The sequence below is a fragment of the Streptococcus parasanguinis genome (assembly GCF_047465465.1).
Taxonomy (GTDB): Bacteria; Bacillota; Bacilli; order Lactobacillales; family Streptococcaceae; genus Streptococcus; species Streptococcus parasanguinis_AI.
The window spans coordinates 283,832-301,656 of sequence record NZ_JASGZU010000002.1; the positions used below are offsets into that span (position 1 = coordinate 283,832).

At 44.0% G+C, this 17,825-nt stretch carries 16 protein-coding genes; 7 read left to right on the plus strand and 9 right to left on the minus strand.

The window, feature by feature from the left end:
* Positions 1 to 23: 23 nt before the first annotated feature.
* Positions 24 to 1,061 carry a zinc-binding dehydrogenase gene (locus tag QM351_RS05745; protein WP_118095536.1) on the minus strand — a complete coding sequence of 346 codons (1,038 nt, stop codon included), beginning with the start codon at positions 1,059 to 1,061 and terminating at the stop codon, positions 24 to 26.
* A gap of 78 nt (positions 1,062 to 1,139) precedes the next feature.
* The gene (locus QM351_RS05750; protein WP_049497949.1) at positions 1,140 to 2,045 is read right to left on the minus strand and encodes a cation diffusion facilitator family transporter; all 906 of its coding nucleotides are present in this window, start codon (positions 2,043 to 2,045) and stop codon (positions 1,140 to 1,142) included.
* A 132-nt stretch (positions 2,046 to 2,177) separates the two neighbouring features.
* Between QM351_RS05750 and QM351_RS05755 the strand changes: the two genes are divergently transcribed.
* The 3 genes from QM351_RS05755 to QM351_RS05765 are packed head-to-tail and all read left to right on the plus strand — an operon-like array spanning position 2,178 to position 3,570.
* On the plus strand, positions 2,178 to 2,717 hold the full coding sequence (locus QM351_RS05755) for a TetR/AcrR family transcriptional regulator (protein WP_049497948.1): 540 nt from the start codon (positions 2,178 to 2,180) through the stop codon (positions 2,715 to 2,717).
* Between the two features lie 15 nt (positions 2,718 to 2,732).
* Entirely contained in the window at positions 2,733 to 3,203 is a 471-nt protein-coding gene (locus QM351_RS05760; RefSeq protein WP_024054601.1) for an HXXEE domain-containing protein, read from the plus strand.
* A gap of 34 nt (positions 3,204 to 3,237) precedes the next feature.
* Complete coding sequence (locus QM351_RS05765) at positions 3,238 to 3,570, plus strand: hypothetical protein (protein WP_049497946.1); 333 nt, start codon at positions 3,238 to 3,240, stop codon at positions 3,568 to 3,570.
* A 48-nt stretch (positions 3,571 to 3,618) separates the two neighbouring features.
* Here QM351_RS05765 and QM351_RS05770 read toward each other — a convergent pair whose 3' ends face one another.
* Entirely contained in the window at positions 3,619 to 4,557 is a 939-nt protein-coding gene (locus QM351_RS05770) for an AEC family transporter (protein ID WP_414326933.1), read from the minus strand.
* A gap of 214 nt (positions 4,558 to 4,771) precedes the next feature.
* On the opposite strand from QM351_RS05770, the gene QM351_RS05775 reads away from it, so the two are divergent.
* Together QM351_RS05775 and QM351_RS05780 are read left to right on the plus strand one after the other, a co-directional pair.
* The gene (locus tag QM351_RS05775; protein WP_021153829.1) at positions 4,772 to 4,933 is read left to right on the plus strand and encodes a hypothetical protein; all 162 of its coding nucleotides are present in this window, start codon (positions 4,772 to 4,774) and stop codon (positions 4,931 to 4,933) included.
* Positions 4,934 to 4,947: 14 nt separating this feature from the next.
* Complete coding sequence (locus tag QM351_RS05780) at positions 4,948 to 5,076, plus strand: hypothetical protein (protein WP_002878297.1); 129 nt, start codon at positions 4,948 to 4,950, stop codon at positions 5,074 to 5,076.
* 81 nt (positions 5,077 to 5,157) lie between these two features.
* Here the strand turns inward: QM351_RS05780 and QM351_RS05785 are convergent, their stop codons facing one another.
* The 6 genes from QM351_RS05785 to QM351_RS05810 form a co-directional block, all read right to left on the minus strand.
* Positions 5,158 to 5,958, minus strand: a complete 801-nt coding sequence (locus tag QM351_RS05785) for an energy-coupling factor ABC transporter ATP-binding protein (RefSeq protein ID WP_414326936.1) — start codon at positions 5,956 to 5,958, stop codon at positions 5,158 to 5,160.
* On the minus strand, positions 5,945 to 6,781 hold the full coding sequence (locus QM351_RS05790; protein WP_024054604.1) for an ABC transporter ATP-binding protein: 837 nt from the start codon (positions 6,779 to 6,781) through the stop codon (positions 5,945 to 5,947). Before QM351_RS05790 ends, QM351_RS05785 begins: the two co-directional genes overlap by 14 nt.
* Positions 6,757 to 7,548: an energy-coupling factor transporter transmembrane component T gene (locus tag QM351_RS05795; RefSeq protein WP_173018717.1), complete on the minus strand. Its 792-nt coding sequence runs from the start codon at positions 7,546 to 7,548 to the stop codon at positions 6,757 to 6,759. Before QM351_RS05795 ends, QM351_RS05790 begins: the two co-directional genes overlap by 25 nt.
* A complete protein-coding gene (locus tag QM351_RS05800) occupies positions 7,548 to 8,150 on the minus strand; it encodes an ECF transporter S component (RefSeq protein WP_414326939.1) in 603 nt (200 codons plus the stop codon). Before QM351_RS05800 ends, QM351_RS05795 begins: the two co-directional genes overlap by 1 nt.
* 332 nt (positions 8,151 to 8,482) lie before the next feature.
* Complete coding sequence (locus QM351_RS05805; protein ID WP_414326941.1) at positions 8,483 to 13,882, minus strand: Cna B-type domain-containing protein; 5,400 nt, start codon at positions 13,880 to 13,882, stop codon at positions 8,483 to 8,485.
* A 302-nt stretch (positions 13,883 to 14,184) separates the two neighbouring features.
* Positions 14,185 to 15,240, minus strand: coding sequence for an acyltransferase family protein (locus QM351_RS05810; protein WP_414326943.1), 1,056 nt, complete (start codon positions 15,238 to 15,240; stop codon positions 14,185 to 14,187).
* Positions 15,241 to 15,359: 119 nt separating this feature from the next.
* On the opposite strand from QM351_RS05810, the gene pabB reads away from it, so the two are divergent.
* Together pabB and QM351_RS05820 are read left to right on the plus strand one after the other, a co-directional pair.
* Positions 15,360 to 17,087, plus strand: coding sequence for an aminodeoxychorismate synthase component I (gene pabB, locus QM351_RS05815; protein WP_414326944.1), 1,728 nt, complete (start codon positions 15,360 to 15,362; stop codon positions 17,085 to 17,087).
* On the plus strand, positions 17,087 to 17,701 hold the full coding sequence (locus QM351_RS05820; protein ID WP_049506328.1) for an alpha/beta fold hydrolase: 615 nt from the start codon (positions 17,087 to 17,089) through the stop codon (positions 17,699 to 17,701). The genes pabB and QM351_RS05820 overlap by 1 nt, the downstream gene beginning before the upstream one ends.
* Positions 17,702 to 17,825 lie beyond the last annotated feature (124 nt).

A 17,825-nucleotide genomic window follows, 5' to 3' on the forward strand; every position in this document is an offset into this window, starting at 1 on the left:
TTCATTTCTACTAGACTTTTTCATTACTCAAGCACAATCATAGCCTTAATAGTCTTGCGTTCATCCATATCTTTGTATGCCTGATCAATCTCGTCCAAGCTATAACTATGAGTGAAGACGCGACCTGGATTGATATCGCCATCAAGGACAGCCTTAAGCAAGAACTGTTTGTCGTAGGTAGTGACCGAGGCTGCTCCACCTGCCACCGAGATGTTTTGAGCAAAGGTCGAACCAAGGGCACGATTATTGTAATGAGGCACGCCGACAAAACCTAAACGTCCTCCATTGTGAAGAACCCCAAGGGCTTGATCGACAGCTGCTGCGGTACCGACACATTCAAGGGCCGCATCTGCTCCACCTCCGAGGATTTCACGAACCTTGGCAATGCCTTCTTCACCACGCTCAGCGACAACTGCTGTCGCGCCTGACTCCAAGGCCATCTGTTGACGGTCTTGGTGACGGCTCATAAGGACGATTTGTGATGCTCCCCGCATTTTGGCTGCGATCACTGCACATTGACCAACGGCACCGTCCCCGATGACCACTACTTTGTCACCAGGCTTCACGTCTGCTACACGCGCTGCATGGTAGCCCGTCGGCATGACATCAGCCAGCGTCAAGAAGGATTTGAGCATAGCTTCTGTATAATCAGATGGTTGACCTGGAATCTTGACAAGGGCCCAATTAGCAAAGTGGAAACGGATGTACTCTGCTTGCACCCCGTCAGACCAGTTGGTGCCAATATGGCGGTCACAAGTCCCATCATAGCCAGCACGACAGGCATCACACTCCCCACAACCATGGGTGAAAGGCGCAATGACAAAGTCTCCTGGCTTAACCGTTGTAATGGCCTCACCGATTTCTTCCACGATCCCAATAGCTTCGTGGCCACTATTTTGATGACCTGCTTCAATATCCGGATTGCGGTAGCTCCAGAGATCGGATCCACAGACACAGGTGCGAACGATGCGGAGAATGACATCATCTGGCGCTTCGATGCGTGGACGTTCTACTTCTACTAGACCCACTTGCCCAGCTTTTGTATAAACTGTTTTCTTCATAGGAACAACCTACTTTCTATTGCTTACTTACCTACAGTATACACTTTTTCTTAGGCTTCTGCTCGTACCAACTCGTCATTAATGATGGTGATGATCATGCCCATGACCTTGATCCACTTCCAGTTCTTCGATATTTCGCTTGTGGGCGCGGTGGGTCGCCAAGTCTTCATCCACTTCGATGGTAACATTTTGAAATCCACTCTCTTTGAGCAAGGTGCGGATAGACTCTTTACAGACCTCCATATGCTTGACATGCTCCAGACAAACATGGACAATGGCGTTTTTTTCCAAACCATCCATGGTCCAAAGATTGAGCTGATTGATACTAGCGACATGGTCCAACCGCTCCAAATCACTCTTGACTTGCTGGATATCTACTCCTTCTGGCACGGCATCCAAGAAAATCTTGAGCGTGCTCCAAAAACGTGGAATGGCTTTTGACAGAATAAAGATGGAAATGGCAAGAGATAAGAGCGGATCCAGAATATACCAGTCGGTAAATCGGAGGACAATGGCCATTAGGATGACAGCCACCCAGCCCAGAGTATCTTCCAGAAAATGCAGGCTGAGAATGGATTCGTTCTTGGTTTGCCCCTTGCGAATGACGAGACTCGCTAGCACATTGATGCTGACGGCTATGATTCCAAGCCAGAGAATGCCCTCATCGTTGACAGGTTGTGGGTGAAATATTTTCGTTATATTTTCTAAAATAACCAGAACGGACCCTGTCATGAGAATCACTGCCGTTACCATGGCCCCTAAAAGGCTAAAGCGCTTGTAGCCCAAGGTATAGTGGCTGTCTTCTTCACGGTTAGAAATGCTCTCCAAAAAGGCGGAGATCCCAATAGCGATCGCATCCCCCAAGTCATGGACCGAATCCGCAAGGACAGCGCTGGATCCAAAAATCCCTCCTGCAATAAACTCAACAATGGCATAACTCAAATTCAAGAAAAAAGCGATCCAGACCGCATGTTTTGTCTTCATAATCCTATTTCCTTTGTTATAATAGATTCATGAACATCATGTTCATTATCATTATCTAACATTCACAACAGAAAGGATAGGGGCAAACCGTTTAGGGTGTACGTTACTGAACAGTTTGTTCAAAGTGTCCATATGACTGCTCAGGATCGTCGTATTACTAAGACTCGAAAAGCCATCTATAATGCTTTTTTACAACTACTCAATCAAAAAGACTACGAGGCTATCACGGTTCAGGAAATCATAGACCTTGCTGATGTTGGGCGCTCGACCTTTTACAGCCATTACGAGAGTAAGGAATTATTGCTAGATGAACTCTGTCAAAAGCTCTTTCACCATCTCTTTGAGCGTGCTGAACACCTCTCACCACAAGACTATCTAGCTCATATCTTTCAGCATTTCAAGAAAAATCAAGATCATGTGACCAGTCTCTTGCTCTCTAAAAACGATTATTTCATCCGGCAACTGCGAAAAGAACTAGAACACGATGTCTACCCAATGGTAGCCGACGAACTCATCCAATCGTACCCTAACATTCCCCACTCCTATCTCAAACACCTGGTCGTCAGCCATTTCATCGAAACCCTCAGCTGGTGGTTGAAAAAAGGCAAGTCCTACACCGAACAAGAAGTCATCCAATTTTATTTGGAGATTCTAAAAGTGGGCTCGAACTAGAAGGGAGTATTTTCAATGACCAGCGTGCAATTTTACTTTCTATTTCCATCACTCTTCATGCTTCACGAACTCGAAGAAATCGTTTGGATGCCATCCTTTGTCAAAAAAATATCAATCCAGTATCCAAACAATCGAATCCTAACTTATTACACTCCTTTTGCTTTCAACTTTATTGTCTTGGAACAATTTCTCATCCTAATGACGTCGCTATATCTTAGTTACCAGTTTAATAACTATAGCATTTACGCAAGCATCATAATCGCTTATATCTACCATGTATTCGGACATCTGATTCAAACAATCGTTATACGAAAATATGTGCCTGGGTTGTTAACGGGCATTTTAACAAGTTTGTTTGCTCTTTGCAATCTCAAAAATGAATTTCCAATTAAACTTTATGGTTACTCTCTTTTTACCTTATTGGTTATTATTTTAAATCTTGTAGTATCATTTATGATTCTTCATAAAATCAGTCATAAAAAATAGTACTCAGGCAATCATATCTTAGAAAGGAAACCCTATGTTCTTCCCAATTCTTCTCGGCTTTTTTACAGCCTTCTTTGCCCTTGCTTTTGTTCTTCTTCACTTATTGGCCTCCCTTTCAGAATTTAAAAAGGGAAATCACACTTTAGGAAATACATTTCTCCTCATCGGAAGTAGCCTTGCGACCTTATCTCTCATCCTCTACTTCTTTTTACCGATTGTCTCTCTAGCCCTTTGGCTGATCGGATGTGGTTTGATTTGCTACGGAGCCTATTGGAATGGAAAACACAAAGGAAACTTCCACCCAGTCCACCACCTGATTCGGATGGGCATCGCTCTGGTGATTACAATTTTATTAGCTCTCATATAAGAAAAGCTCAGGTTTTCAAAAAACTTGAGCTTTTGTAGTTTCTATTTATTATGCCATCAACAGCATGAGAATAGGGATCACCACCATGGTTGCAAGGGTTGTCTCTGTCACCATGACCGCTGCATAATCACTATCAGCTCCGTAGAGTCTGGCAACAACTGGCGCATTGGTCATCACAGGCATGGCAGACTGGATGATAAATACTTGCTTCATCAGGCTTGGAAGAGGCATCCAGTAAACGATAGTCGCCATCAAAAGAGGGGCAACCAGGAAGCGACCTAGTAGAATCAATAGCTGATCTTTTCCCAGAACCAACTGCTTCACGCCTACATGAGACACCGACAAGCCGATGAATATCATGGATAAAGGGGTTGTTAAATTGCCCAGATACTGCAAATCACTGGCTAAAAAGGTAGGGAGCTTGATATGAAGTATCACCAAGACTAGCCCTAAGAGAAAGCCCATGAGAGGAGGAGAAAAGACTTTTTTCAGACTGGTTTTGAGATCAAACTGCGCTTCTCCCTCACCATCCTGCTGGATGAGATAAGTTCCCAAAGTCCAGAAAAAGGTCGTATTACACATGTAATAGATCAAAACATAGGGAATGCTGGCATCTCCAAAGAGGGCTTGGTTAATGGGAAGCCCCACGAAAATCGTATTGGAATTAAAAAACATGGAAATAAAGAGGCCACGACGGTCTTGTCTTACTGCAAAGATCCTTGCTACCCCTGTCGCGATGCCAAGCAAAATAACCATAGACAGGGCAGGAAACCGCAAGGCTGGCAACATTTTAAGTAGATCTGCTGCTGTGAAGCGCTGCGTGATGGTGTAAAGCATATAGCAGGGAAGAGCAACTTGAGTGACCAATTTAGCAAGTAGGCCACGCGACATGTCATCGAACCAGCCTTTTTCACCAATGACAAAGCCCACTAAAATCATGCCCAGGATGACGAGGATACCTGATATACTCCTCAAAAAGATCTCCATGTTTTCTCCTTTTACTTCTTTGAAATGAGAGTTTTTCCACAAGGTCTCAAAAACTACTCTAGTATATCACAAAAAGAGGTGAAGCAACATGCCCACCTCTTGTATTTTATTGATTGTTACTAGTAGCCTTTCTTAGCTGCCTTACTCCATTGGTACCAACCAACTAGACTGTTGATAAGGTAAATCAAGAAAAACCAATAAAATGGTGGGGACTATGGCGAAAATAGATGATTCAGTTAAAAAGAAAGTTCCAGAATTGCGATTTAAAGGATTCGCGGATGAATGGGAACAGCGTAAGTTGGGAGACGAAGTTCGAATAGTGATGGGACAGTCTCCTAATTCAGAAAATTATACTGATGATCCTAATGGGCGCTAAAAATGCGAAGACCTATGAAGACCTATTTTGTATTAGTCAAACAAAAGATCCAAAAGAAATGGTATATGATTATGACCATGAAACAAAGTAAAATCAAACCGAGTGATCTGAGGAAGCACCCGATGATCATGAAACGTTATTAAACACAAAAGTCACCCATGTGAGTTCTTGCCAGAAGCTGAAGTTAATCCTTCAACCTGGAAAACCCGCAGAGGTGACTTTTTCTATACATCTCGATTTTTCTGGCAATAATCATTAACCGATAAATATGTCTGTGAATCACCCAACGACTCCGCTATGTCCATAATCCGCGGTGGTAGTAATCCCACTCGCTGGACAAGTTCGTGATCGCTGAACAATTCCCGTGGACTGCCGGCGAAGCCAAACTTCCCGTGTTCCATAACATACACCGACTCAAACTCGGCGGCGACCCAATCCATGTCATGGGTGATGGTCACAACTTGGTGGCCCGAATCAGCCAACTGATGGAAAATTGCGGTCAACTTGCGCCGGCTTTCCCAATCAAGCGACATCATCGGCTCATCAAATAAATAAATCGCCGGATCCACTGCCAAAACTGTGGCAACGCTCAACAGCTTGCGTTCCGACAATGACAGGTCATATGGACTTTCAGCTGTTTTATCATCCAAGCCAACTCTTTTTAGAGCCGCTAAAGCCCGCCTCGTAATCGTGTCGTGGTCATCCATGACCTGCGCGACACTCCACTCCACCTCTCGTTGAACGGTCGGGTTGAAAAGCTGATCGTCAGGATTCTGAAAAGTAATCCCAACCTTCAGTAACTTTTCGACTGGTTTAAGATCATTAAAATTTTCTCCATCGATCTTAATCACACCGGTTTGTGGTGTCAGCAAGCCCGTCAACAATTTGAAGAGCGTTGATTTGCCGGCACCATTTTGGCCGACAATCGCCACCATCGGATCGGCGAAGAGTTTGTCTTCAACATCCAAGCTAAAGGACCGTTCCGGATAAGTGAACGTCAGGTCGTTCAGTTCAATTGTGGACATAACAAACCTCCTTCAGTTCAGCGTCATTCACCGGATACCGGCCATCAGCCAAGTGCCAATCCATTTTTTGAGCAAGTTGCTGGATTGTCGGGGCTGGAATCTGCCAGTCAGCTTCCAAATGATTAAACACCTCACCCGGCCTGCCCTGGGCTACCATTTGACCCTCATGCAGCACCCACACAACGTCGGCGACTTCGCACAAATCGTCAATTTCACTGGTGACAATGAAGACAGTCGTCTCTTTGACTTGGGCCAACCATTGGAAAAATTGTCGGCGGCCAAGGGGATCCATCTGACTGGTTGGATCATCCATAATCAAAACAGCCGGGTTAGCCGCAATCGCCGTGGCAATTGCCAACCGCTGGCTCTGACCACCGGAAAGGCTCTCGGGACGCAAATTCAGCTGTTCAATCAGCCCCATTTGCGTGGCAACTTCTTCAACCCGTTTTTGAATCAGTCCTTCAGCCATTCCCTGATTAATCAAGTCAAAGGCGATTTCATCGGCAACCGTGTCTGCCAACCCGCTTAGTTGGCCAGCTGGATTTTGCAATACAACTCCATTCATGGCATTATAAACCGGCCAATTGTCGGACACTCGCTGGCCAAACATGTGCCAGTCGCCCTCAATCTCAGCAGACACAATTTTGGGAATGACTCCTGCCAGCACACGGCACAAAGTCGATTTGCCGGAGTGGCTATTCCCGATAATCCCAACCACCTGGCCGGTATGAACCTCCGCGTTAATTTGACGCAGTTGTGGTTGCTCAGTACCCGGATAACGGGTGGTCAAATTTTCAATTACAATCCGTTTATCTTCGTCCATATCTTCCACCCAATCAATAAAATTGCCAATCCAGTCAGACCAATGTGCAGCGTCCGCGACAGGCGATACACGCGCTGGGAGGTTCTGACAGTCCGGTTGGGATTATCAAAACCTCTCAGTTGGAGAGAAATCGACCGCGCCATCGATTGATCCAAGGTCTTAATCACCAATGGAATTAGAACCGGCAGGACTGACTTTAATTTCTGAATCAACGTTTTTTGCGGATTGGTTCCGCGAACTTTTTGTGCCTGCTGGATTTTCCGCATATTGCGCATCATTTCCGGCAAAATATAACAGACCGACATCAGAACGTAGACGGTTTTATAAGACAATCCGGACAGTTCCAAATAGGCCGCGTTTTCTGAAATACTCGTGGTCACCATAAAAAAGCCACTGGTCAAAATAATCACCAATACTCGACAACCCAGAGTGGTGGCGTAAATCAGGCCTTCTTTGTAGAACGATACCCCAAGCACAGAAAACAGCACAGTTTGATTCCGACTGTAAAATAACCCTTGGATGATCAGCATAGTGCAAATCAGAAACAGGCTGAATCCTAGCGCCTTAAAGGTGGTAGAACTCAATTTGGAAAATAACAATAGCAGTGTTGCGACAAGAATTAATCCGGCCTGAAGCAATAAATTCATACTTGCAAAGCTCAACAACGTCATATCCAAGATGAACAAGAGCTTAGTAATCGGATCGATCACCTGGTACCACTTGAGCTTGACCCGTGGCGCTCCAGAAATCAATGTTTGATCAGTCATCATTTATCACCGCTAAAGAAGTGCACCATCCGCTTCGGCAGCTGACGATAGATGAAGAATGCCAGGTAGGCCACGCAGACTTTATCCAAAATATCCAAGACAAACTCATCGATAAATGAGGCCAGCCACACTGGTGCATGATTGGCGACCATTACCGCAAACAATGAGTCACCCCAAGCGATACCGGTCTGACCACCCCAAAAGATGACGTTGAGTGGCGTTGAAATGACAGCTGAAACGATGGCAATAATAATAGCAGAAACAAATACTCGTCGCACTGACGAGAACCACCCATTGGCGTGCAAAACTCCGACAGCAATCCCAATTCCGATGCTGGTAATCGCATACACGGTTGAAATTGGCGATAAGGTCAGCCCATAGATCACGTTGTTGATGAAACCACTGATGGCACCGGCAACCGGCCCAGCCAACATACTGGCAAGAAAGGTTCCCAAAGACCCCAGCCAAACGGGCAACTTTAACCCCTCCGCCAAGGCTTTGGCAACATAGTTAATCCCCACGGCAGCGGGAATCAAAGTCATGGTGGCAGCACTTAACTTAAATTTCCACATACTGGTACGATGAATCGGTTCTGTTTTCATAATCTTCTCCTTTTGTTTTTAAAGAGCCGTGTCTGTTTAGACTTTCGGACGCAACGCTCTATAGATTTTCGATTTGAACCGCTTCTCCTTTCACAGATCCCTTAGTCGACATCAGGGATTTTCTTGAAAATGATTGTTCAACAGTTCACAACTAATCATACTCCGATTTTCATAGAAGTCAAGAATTTTCTGAATTTTTTTTGAAAACGTTCGGGAATTAAAAAATAGAGCAAGCGCCCATGAGAATGATCGCAAGACAATTATAAGAGGCCACTATAAAAAAACAAACACCATCTCTGGTGTTTGTTTCATTTTATAAAGGAAGCACTAGCTTATTTTTTCTTTTTCTTCAAAATATAAGCTGCAATGCTTGCCAAGACAAAGGCTAAAACTAGGCTAATAATAGAGATGGTCGTACCCGTATTTGGTAAGAATCCTAAGAATTTGCCTGGTTTCTTCGGCTCTGGTTGGCTTGGTTTTTTAGGTTCAGGTTGACCCGGTTTCTTTGGTTCAGATGAACTTGGAGGAGTTGGTTGTTTTGGAGTTTCTTTTGGAACATGCTTGTTAGTAATCACAACATTTCCTTTACCATCCTCGTCGTTACGAGCTTCATAGCCCTTTGGAACACTGACTTCTCTCACTGTATAAGTGATGGTGTTTCCATTTGCTTTTTCATCTAAATCTGCAAAGGTATGGGTCCACTTGTTTTCAGCTGACAATTCTACTTCTTGACCGACTTTTTGATCATTGGCATAGAGTTGAACGCGAATACTCTTCGGACGAATTCCATCCTTGTCATTCTCATCATCCCACTTCTTAGTGACCGTGACGCTTGTCTTACCAGGTGCATGGGTATTGGTAATGGTATAAGCAGCCTGATCAATTGTAGTCGTATATTCAGCTACCTTCTCTTCTTGAAGAGTATAGACGATTTCTTTTCCATCCTTGAATTTTGGTAGACCTGTGAAACTTTCTTTCCAATCTGTCGCATTCGTGAGTTCTTTTTGAGCAACTTTTTCACCATTGGCAAGAAGATTCACAACGATACTTGCTGGACGAAGACCATCTTGATTGTCTTGGTCATTCCAAATCTTGGTCACTGGAATATCGATCACCGCTGGCGTATGCGTATTGGTCAAGATCGTATGAGCAGCGTCAGAGGTATCGGCAGTGACTTGGTAGCCTTCAGGAACAGAGACTTCTTCCACACGGTAGCTGATAGCTTGACCAGCTTTCTTTTCAGCTAATTTGCTAAAGGTATGAGTCCATTGATTGTCCGCTGACAATTCAACTGGGTCTCCTACTTTTTCATCCCCAGCATAGAGTTGAACCTTAATGGATTTTGGACGAAGACCATCTTGGTTGTTGGCATCTTCCCATTTCTTCGTGACTTTCATCTCTGTCAAAGCTGGTTCATGCGTATTGGTCAAGACAACATTGGCCTTGTCCTTATCATTTACCGTTACTTTGTAACCATCTGGGACAGTTACTTCTTTGACTGTATATGCAATTGCTTTTCCAGCTGCCTTGGCATCAAGGTTTTCAAATGCACCTTTCCAGTCATTCGCAGCTGAAAGTTCTAATACTTGATCGGTCGCAAGACCATCTTTGTACAATTGAACTTGAATGCTGGCTGGACGAAGGCCGTCTTGGTTGTCTCCATCTTCCCACTTCTTGCTCACTTCTACTTTGGTCTTTTCTGGTTCGTGCGTGTTGGTCACGACTACTTGACCTGGATTGCTTGCTTCGACGGCTTGTGTGTAGCCTTCTGGAACATCGATTTCTTTGACTGTATAGTTGATAACTTGGCCAGCTTTCTTCTCATCTAGGTTTGAGAAGGTATGGGTCCATTTGTTATCTGCTGACAATTCAACAGCCTTACCAACCTTTTGATCACCAGCATACAATTGAACCTTGATTGTTTTTGGACGAAGGCCATCTTGGTTATTGGCATCCTTCCAGTTTTTCGTAACAGTCAGGCTTGTCTTACCTGGTTTGTAAGTATTGGTAATTGTAGTGCCATCAATCTTAGTGGTGTAATTGTCCACTTTGTCTTCTGTCACTGTGTAGACAACTTTTTGTCCATCTTTATAGACTGGTAGATCTGAGAAGGTATGAGTCCATTCATCTCCTTCACCAGTCAGATCAAGAGCTTGAACCTCTGTTCCATTTGCCAAGAGGTGAACTTTGATGGTAGATGGGCGAAGACCATCTTGGTTTTGTGCATCATCCCAGACTTTCTTGACTGTAACCGTCGTGGTCTCAGGAGTGCGCTTGTTAGTGATGGTGGCTTTTCCATCTGTGAAGCTAGCTTCTTCTGTATCGACCGTATAATGAGTCGGAACTTTCACTTCTTTAACAGTGTAGGTATTGAGTTTGCCATCACTGTCTTTATCTGGAAGGTTCGTAAAGTGAGCTTTCCAGTCTGTTGCAGCCGAGACCGTGACTGGTTTTCCTTCCGCTTTTCCATTCTTATAGAGTTGGAATTCGACACTTTCTGGGCGAAGCCCTTCTTGGTTGTCTTGGTCATCCCAAACTTTTGAAGCTTCAAGATCGATATACTTGATATCTGCTTCATTCGCGATTTCTAGAGGAAGAGCTTTTGAGCCGACAGCTTTTCCATCCACCGTGACGTGGTAGATTTGCTTGTCTGCATCATAGGTCACAACCACTGCATGTTCTGTTTCATCCAACTTGTAATTTGCAGGTGCCTGTGTTTCTTTGAGCGTATAGGTTCCTTCTGTCAAGGTACTGAATGAAAGTTTTCCATTCTTATCAGAAGTTGCCGTCGCAACAACAGCTCCATTTGCATCTGTTAAGGTAAATTCAGCACCTTCAAGGACTTTCTTCGGATTGTCCTTATCCACTTTCTTGACTTGGAAAGCAGCTGAGAAGATTTGTGCAGTTACGGTATTGGATTCACGGTTTCCTTCGTGGCCTTTGGCCTTGTAACCAAATTGGTTATGGGCTTGGACTACACCTGAACGACCACCGTTGTCTTCATTATCTTTGGTGCGTTTTTGCATCAAGGCTTTGACGTCGTCTGTCAACTCCGTTGGGTTAACAACTGGGACACCAAAGTTTGCTTCGCTACGGGCTGGAATGGTCGTTCCTTTATCCGCCACAAACTTGATACCCGTCACTTGACTGTAATCTGCTACGGCTGTCGTCCAGATATCCTTATCTGCTGCCTGCTCCATGGTATCACTTGTGACGCTAGAGTCTGTCGTGTAGTAGACTGTCCAGCCTTCAGGGGCAGATACAGGTCCACGGAGGCTAACCGTATATTCAGTCAAACGATTCGACCCATCTAGGGTATTGACATCGTGTACTTTTGGTAGAGCATCGTAAACAACTCCGTCTTCGACTGGCTTATCTGTATTGTTTTTAATGGTGATCTTGTAGTTAAAGGTTTCACCAGGCTTGAAGGTACGAGTAACAGTAGATGCATCGGATAGATCATCATTTTTAGCGATGTATTTGCGGGCATAGATCCCTTCAGCTGCGACAATTGTATAGTTTGATTGAGCATAAGGAATCTTATCCGTTGTTGAACCATTCCCGTTTAGGTCATACACGTCTTCAGTAACTCGATCAGGGTTGGCATTTTCAAGATCGTGGATTCCGTCTCCTGCCACATATACTTTATTGGTGAAGGTCCCACCGTCATCTTTTCCTTTTAAATCGGCCACGATAAACGGTAAACGCACACGATTAAGATCCATAAGAGAAGCTTTAATAAACTCTTTTTGGTCCAAATGCATCACAATAGCGGTTCGACCTGAATTGTGGTAATTTTCAATGACCTCGTAGCTCTTAAGGAATTTCATACCTTTTTCACTAGAGGCAAGGTTTCTCTCAAAATCTTTAAAATCGACTTTAAGGGTATTCGGATCATAAAGATCAATAATCCGTAGGTCTCCATAATTCTTATCAGGATCTAAAACTACTTTGGTTGCCATCAAACCAAAACGAATATTTTGTCCATCAGTATAGCGAACATCATTGTAATCAGTCCTTTTTGCGATTTCAAAACTTTCCTTCATAGGGATCAGCTTGAAAGTCCAATCTGCTGACTGATCTTTGGCAACATTTGACTGTGTTTTATAGGTCACACGGCCTGTGTTCTTGTAGACATTTTTGGTCGCATCCGTTTCATCGTAACGCGTCTTTTCAGGATCCTTGAAGCTTGTATAGCTATTGAGGGTAATTCCCTGACCAGATTGAAGGACAAAATCATCCTTCATTTCCATCCGCCAGCCCACAACGGTTCCATACTTGGTCAAATCAATTAGACCGTTCCCGTCTTTATCTGCTTCTGACTGAATTTCTTTCGTACTACCATCTTCTAAAGTAAGGATCAAGCGTTTTACGTATTTACTGATATACTCACCAATACCGTAATTTCCTTGCATAAGACGAGCGTAATCAATCTTGGTGAATTTTAACCGAGAGTCCACTGTCTCATCATAGAAAACAAAATTCTTTTGTGTCGAAGGAGTTTTATTATCAAAAGCGATGATCCATTTATAGTTTGCTGCCTTGTATTCAGTTGAATCATAGACATCACCATCTGCTTTTTTGGCAAAACTTCCAGCCCCTTCCAGGTCACGAGAGGTCAAGCGGAAAATAAGAGAATCTTCAGCTGTAATATCCGGTTCTCCCTCTCCACGGTTAGCAGGGATCCCAACAACACTACCTGTATTTGTCAAATCCTTACTGAGAACATCCTTCAGCGTTTGATCCTTCTCTAATACTAAATCCGGGAATTTCAAGTAGAGGTAACTTGTATTCTTGATTTTTGCCATGAATTCTTGGTGATAAGCTGCTGGATTACCGTTTGCATCTGCTGTAAACGTCTTAGAAACGGTGCCATCTCCATTATCTACCCAGCCTTCAGACTTAGCTGTATCTAAAACTGCTGTCCGGGTATTGCCATTTTTATCTGTATAGGTTGGCAACTTATCGGTAAGCGTTACTGATTCTAATTGACGATATTGTCCCCCATACTGTCCTTGCATTCCCTCCAATTGAAATGCAAATGGAACAGATGATGGGGTTTCAATATAATTTTTTCCGTCAGCCCCTTTGACAATACCTGGCATTGCTTCCGCATAGTCCTTGGACATGGCTTCGTTCAAGTTTTGGTTGATATACTTGGTTAAGCGATAGTCATTGTACTTGGGTTTCCAAATGATATCATTGAGTTTTGCTTCTTGACCATTGATATTCAAGGTACCCGTAATATCCAATGAATAATTGGTCGGTGCATAACCGACTTTAAATTTTCCAATAAATGGTAGAGTTAGGACCTCTGACTTTTGGTAATTGTTAAAGTGAAGTGTGACTTGATAATCATCCCCAACTTTTGTAACTGTTGGTTTGTCATGCTCTGAAGCACTATTGAAGTCAGGGAAACTAACTTCTCGTAAGTACTTTCCAGGAACCTTCAAGGTCACCGTTACTTCATTAATATCCGTTGTCAAATTCTTAGGGGTGATCTGGATATAGCCAGACATGGTATCCCCTGTAAAATAGGACATGCCACCTGGATGGTCTTGTTTATCCCCATACAAGAGGGTAACATCCAAGGCCCCGTTATCTCCAACTGCTAGCTGGTTGGCATAGGCAGTTACAGCCCCTTGACCAAGCTGGCCTAGCATCATGAGAATCGTTAAAATGGCAAAACCTTTTTTCAAAAAGTTTTTCCATAATGAACTAAGCTTTTTCATGTTTTATCTCCTTACTTTTGTTAGCCTTCCAAAAAGGCCCTCCCTTTAATTTTATCAATTATTTTTTAGAATATCTATTGCTTTTCAAATTAAATAATAAATATTTAATAATATAGACATTGTTTGCGCTAATGTCTATATTATAAGTCACTATCTGGTAATGATTTCCCCTTCCTTCTATCCAAGGGCAATCAAATGAAACATCTATAAATGAGGTGAAGCAGGCCTAACAATCCTTATCCTCCCTTAATTTGTCCATACAAAAAACCTCAAACACAACTGTTTGAGGTTTGTACACCCTACTATTGGTCGGTTATTTCATCTAACTCTTCACCATTTGAAGGAATCTTTTGTTTTTCCCTTCTATCTCGTACCCACAGCATGGCCACTCCAAAGAGATGGCTTCCAAACAAGGCCACCACAAAAATCAGCTTGCCCCTATCGGGATAAGAAAGAGGGAGAGTCCTAAAGCCATAGCGTGCCAACTCGATAAAGATCGGATGGGAAAAGTAAAGGGCCATACTCATCTGTTTTAAATACTGCAAATCATAGCTTTTCAAAAAGGACGATCGCAGGCAGGCATTGACAAAATAAACGGTCACAAAGGGAAGGAGAAAGAAAAAGTTCTTATCGATTCCTTCATGTTGAAAAATGATGATCCCTTCTAGACAGAGCAAACCAAAGGCAAGAGCTACTTTTTGCCAACGGTGAACCCTAAAGCTTGGTGAATCAAAATGATCATACAGATAATAACCCATAAAGATAAAAATAGGCGTATAGAAGAGACCATTTCGCGCTGTGAAAAATAGGTTGCTATAGAGCTGGTAGCCTTTTAGAAGACTCGTGGTGTCCAGGTAAGCCGAATAGGTCTCAATCAAGCCCCAGCAATAGAGGAGCAAGGTGATCACCCCTGTCCAAACCATGCCCAAGCGTTTAACCAGTTGATTGACCAAAAACCAGCCCAGCAAAAAGGCTGGGATATACCAGAGTTGGTAGCACATCCCCAGGTAGACTAGAGCAATCAAGACTCCTGCTGGAAAGAGATAGACAGGGAGTTGGAGACTAGAAAAAAAGATCCAGGCATAGGGGAGATAGACACAACTCCAAAATACATAGGTTTTAACGATTCTAACCAGATAGGCTTTCATTTTCCTTGCATCCTTTAGGGATTGCTTGAGAAAAAAGCTAGCACAGATGATAAAAAACGGCACCGCTAGCCGTCCAAGGATGCTCTTGAGTCCAAAATGCAGTGGTTCATAGGATGTTAAGCGACCACTATGCACCAAAATCACTGCAATCGCAAAGAGGTATTGAAACAGACTAATACTGGAAGTGTTATAGAGGGAATTCTTTTGCATGTTCCTACTCCTTGCAAAATGCAGATTCTATGGTTATTTTAGCATGAAAGAGAGGCCTAGGCAAGGAATCTTTAGAACCTGATCTACCTTTTTTCCTCTATTTTTGATATACTCAAAGCATGCATAAACAAACGATTATTGATTTTAAAGAACTTGGATTGAGACATCTTTTCACCAAGCCCATAAAGGAATTAAAAACCAGAGACATCGACCAGGTAGAGACTCTTCTAAGAGAGGTAGAAGCCTATCAGGAGGCTGGTTTTTATGCCGTTGGCTATGTCAGCTATGAGGCTGCTCCTGCTTTTGAGAAAAAATTAGCTGTCCATCCTGCACCCCTCATGGGAGAGTATCTCCTCTACTTCACCATCCACCAAGAGGTCGAAACCCTTCCTTTCCCAGAGGACTACGAGGCTGTGGACCTTCCAGCCAATTGGAAGGAAGAGGTCGAGGCTCCTGCCTACCAAGAAGCGATCAAGACCATCCATCACCACATCCGCCAGGGAGACACCTACCAAGTCAACTACACCGTCCAGCTTTCTCAAGAGCTAAAGTCTGATCCTCTCGCCATCTACAACCGCTTAGTGGTAGAGCAGAAGGCCCATTACAATGCCTTCATCCAGCACGATGATGTCTCCATCCTCTCCATCAGTCCTGAGCTCTTTTTTGAGCAAGACGACCGGCTACTGACCACGCGCCCCATGAAGGGAACAACTCGTCGCGGTCTCACCAACCAAACGGATCTTCAAGAGGCAGCATGGCTAGAAGCAGACCCCAAAAATCGGGCGGAAAACATGATGATTGTGGATCTCCTGCGCAATGACATGAATCGGATTTCGGAGATTGGAAGTGAGCATGTGACCCATCTCTGCCAAGTCGAGCAATACTCCACTGTTTGGCAGATGACCTCGACCATTGAAAGTCGCTTACGAGCTGAAATCGACCTGATCCAAACCTTCCGAGCTCTCTTTCCTTGTGGCTCGATTACAGGAGCACCGAAGATCTCCACTATGGAAATCATCCAAAAGACGGAGAAGTCTCCTCGAGGTGTCTACTGTGGAACGATCGGCATCCTTCTTCCAAAAGGGAAACGGATTTTTAATGTAGCCATCCGGACCCTTCAAATGCAGGGGAATCAAGCCATCTATGGCGTGGGAGGAGGCATCACTTGGGACAGCAAATGGGAAGGTGAATACCAGGAAACCAAGCAAAAATCGGCTGTCCTCTACCGGCAAGAACCTCGCTTTGAGCTCCTGACGACTGGCTGCATCCACCAAGGAGAGTTGACTTTCCTCGACCAACATGTAACACGCTTGAGAGAAGCTAGTCGCTACTTTGCATATCCTTATGATGAGTCGAAGCTCCTGAAAGAACTTCAAGAAGAACTCGCTCATTTAGATCTCAACCTTGACTATCGTTGTCGGATTGCCTTGCAAAAAAACGGGACCTTCCACCTAGAGATCACGGAGCTGACCGACTTGCCAGCTAGCTATCTACAGGCCCAACTGACCGAGCAGAAGCTTGATTTAGCGACGCCATTTACTTATTTCAAAACGAGTCAGAGAGACCATCTAGGCCAGTCAGATCACGAGCAAATTTTTCATCTGCCAGACGGAAGCTTGCTAGAGACGACGATTGGCAATCTGGTGCTGGAGATAGAGGGACAACTCTATACCCCACTAGCTCACCTCCCCTTACTCGATGGCATTTATCGGCGCCATCTTCTTGAGACCCAGCAGGTTGAAGAAAAACTCTTAACTCTGAACGATTTAATAGACGCCGATCGTATTTATGCCTGCAATGCTCTTCGTGGTCTCTACGAACTCGATTTTCAAAGAAAGGATTCCTGATGAAACTGATTTTTTTACATGGACTAGGACAGGATGTCCTCTCTTGGCAAGGAGTCCAATTTGCACTTTCACCCTTGCACTCCAAAACTTTTGATATTTTCTCCCATCCAAAAGAAAGCTATCAGGAAGTTAAAGAAAGGTTGATGGAGCGCCTCCAGCAAGAAAGCGAACCCTTTATTCTGGTAGGACTCTCACTAGGTGGCGTGCTCGCTCTTGATCTCTCCAGACAAGACTTCCCGCAACTCAAGGGCTTGGTCCTTGCAGGAACTCAATACAAACTCAACACCAACCCCCTCTATCGGCTCCAGATCCTTCTCTTTCGTCTACTTCCCAAGCATGTCTTTGAAAAACAAGATGCCAATAAACAACAGATGCTTCAAATTTTGACCGAATTAAAAGGGCTCAATTTAACCGATACCGTTAAAGCTTGCTCTCTCCCTAGCTTGGTTATTTGTGGCAGCAAAGATTGGGCCAATCAATCTTCTTCTAAAAAATTGGCCAAGCTCCTGCCAAAAGGCCGCTATCAAGAAATCGCAGACGGAGGTCATCTACTCAATACCGAGAAACCCTATGAACTGGCCCAAGCCATCAAGGAGTTTGTCGCTGGGTTTTAAAATGAAGAGGCTGGGACAAAAGTCCTAGCCTCTCAATTATTTTTGGATTGTCGAGCAAGACGCAGTGGTTGAGTGGGCTCTACTATGCTGATTTCATCAGCTTTTACAGCCCTACTCAACTGTG

Coding starts and splice junctions, on each gene's coding strand:
- QM351_RS05745 (WP_118095536.1), bottom strand. CDS start 1,061: ATGAAGAAAACAGTTTATACAAAAGCTGGGCAAGTGGGTCTAGTAGAA.
- QM351_RS05750 (WP_049497949.1), bottom strand. CDS start 2,045: ATGAAGACAAAACATGCGGTCTGGATCGCTTTTTTCTTGAATTTGAGT.
- QM351_RS05755 (WP_049497948.1), top strand. CDS start 2,178: ATGACTGCTCAGGATCGTCGTATTACTAAGACTCGAAAAGCCATCTAT.
- QM351_RS05760 (WP_024054601.1), top strand. CDS start 2,733: ATGACCAGCGTGCAATTTTACTTTCTATTTCCATCACTCTTCATGCTT.
- QM351_RS05765 (WP_049497946.1), top strand. CDS start 3,238: ATGTTCTTCCCAATTCTTCTCGGCTTTTTTACAGCCTTCTTTGCCCTT.
- QM351_RS05770 (WP_414326933.1), bottom strand. CDS start 4,557: ATGGAGATCTTTTTGAGGAGTATATCAGGTATCCTCGTCATCCTGGGC.
- QM351_RS05775 (WP_021153829.1), top strand. CDS start 4,772: ATGGCGAAAATAGATGATTCAGTTAAAAAGAAAGTTCCAGAATTGCGA.
- QM351_RS05780 (WP_002878297.1), top strand. CDS start 4,948: ATGAAGACCTATTTTGTATTAGTCAAACAAAAGATCCAAAAGAAATGG.
- QM351_RS05785 (WP_414326936.1), bottom strand. CDS start 5,958: ATGTCCACAATTGAACTGAACGACCTGACGTTCACTTATCCGGAACGG.
- QM351_RS05790 (WP_024054604.1), bottom strand. CDS start 6,781: ATGGACGAAGATAAACGGATTGTAATTGAAAATTTGACCACCCGTTAT.
- QM351_RS05795 (WP_173018717.1), bottom strand. CDS start 7,548: ATGACTGATCAAACATTGATTTCTGGAGCGCCACGGGTCAAGCTCAAG.
- QM351_RS05800 (WP_414326939.1), bottom strand. CDS start 8,150: ATGAAAACAGAACCGATTCATCGTACCAGTATGTGGAAATTTAAGTTA.
- QM351_RS05805 (WP_414326941.1), bottom strand. CDS start 13,882: ATGAAAAAGCTTAGTTCATTATGGAAAAACTTTTTGAAAAAAGGTTTT.
- QM351_RS05810 (WP_414326943.1), bottom strand. CDS start 15,240: ATGCAAAAGAATTCCCTCTATAACACTTCCAGTATTAGTCTGTTTCAA.
- pabB (WP_414326944.1), top strand. CDS start 15,360: ATGCATAAACAAACGATTATTGATTTTAAAGAACTTGGATTGAGACAT.
- QM351_RS05820 (WP_049506328.1), top strand. CDS start 17,087: ATGAAACTGATTTTTTTACATGGACTAGGACAGGATGTCCTCTCTTGG.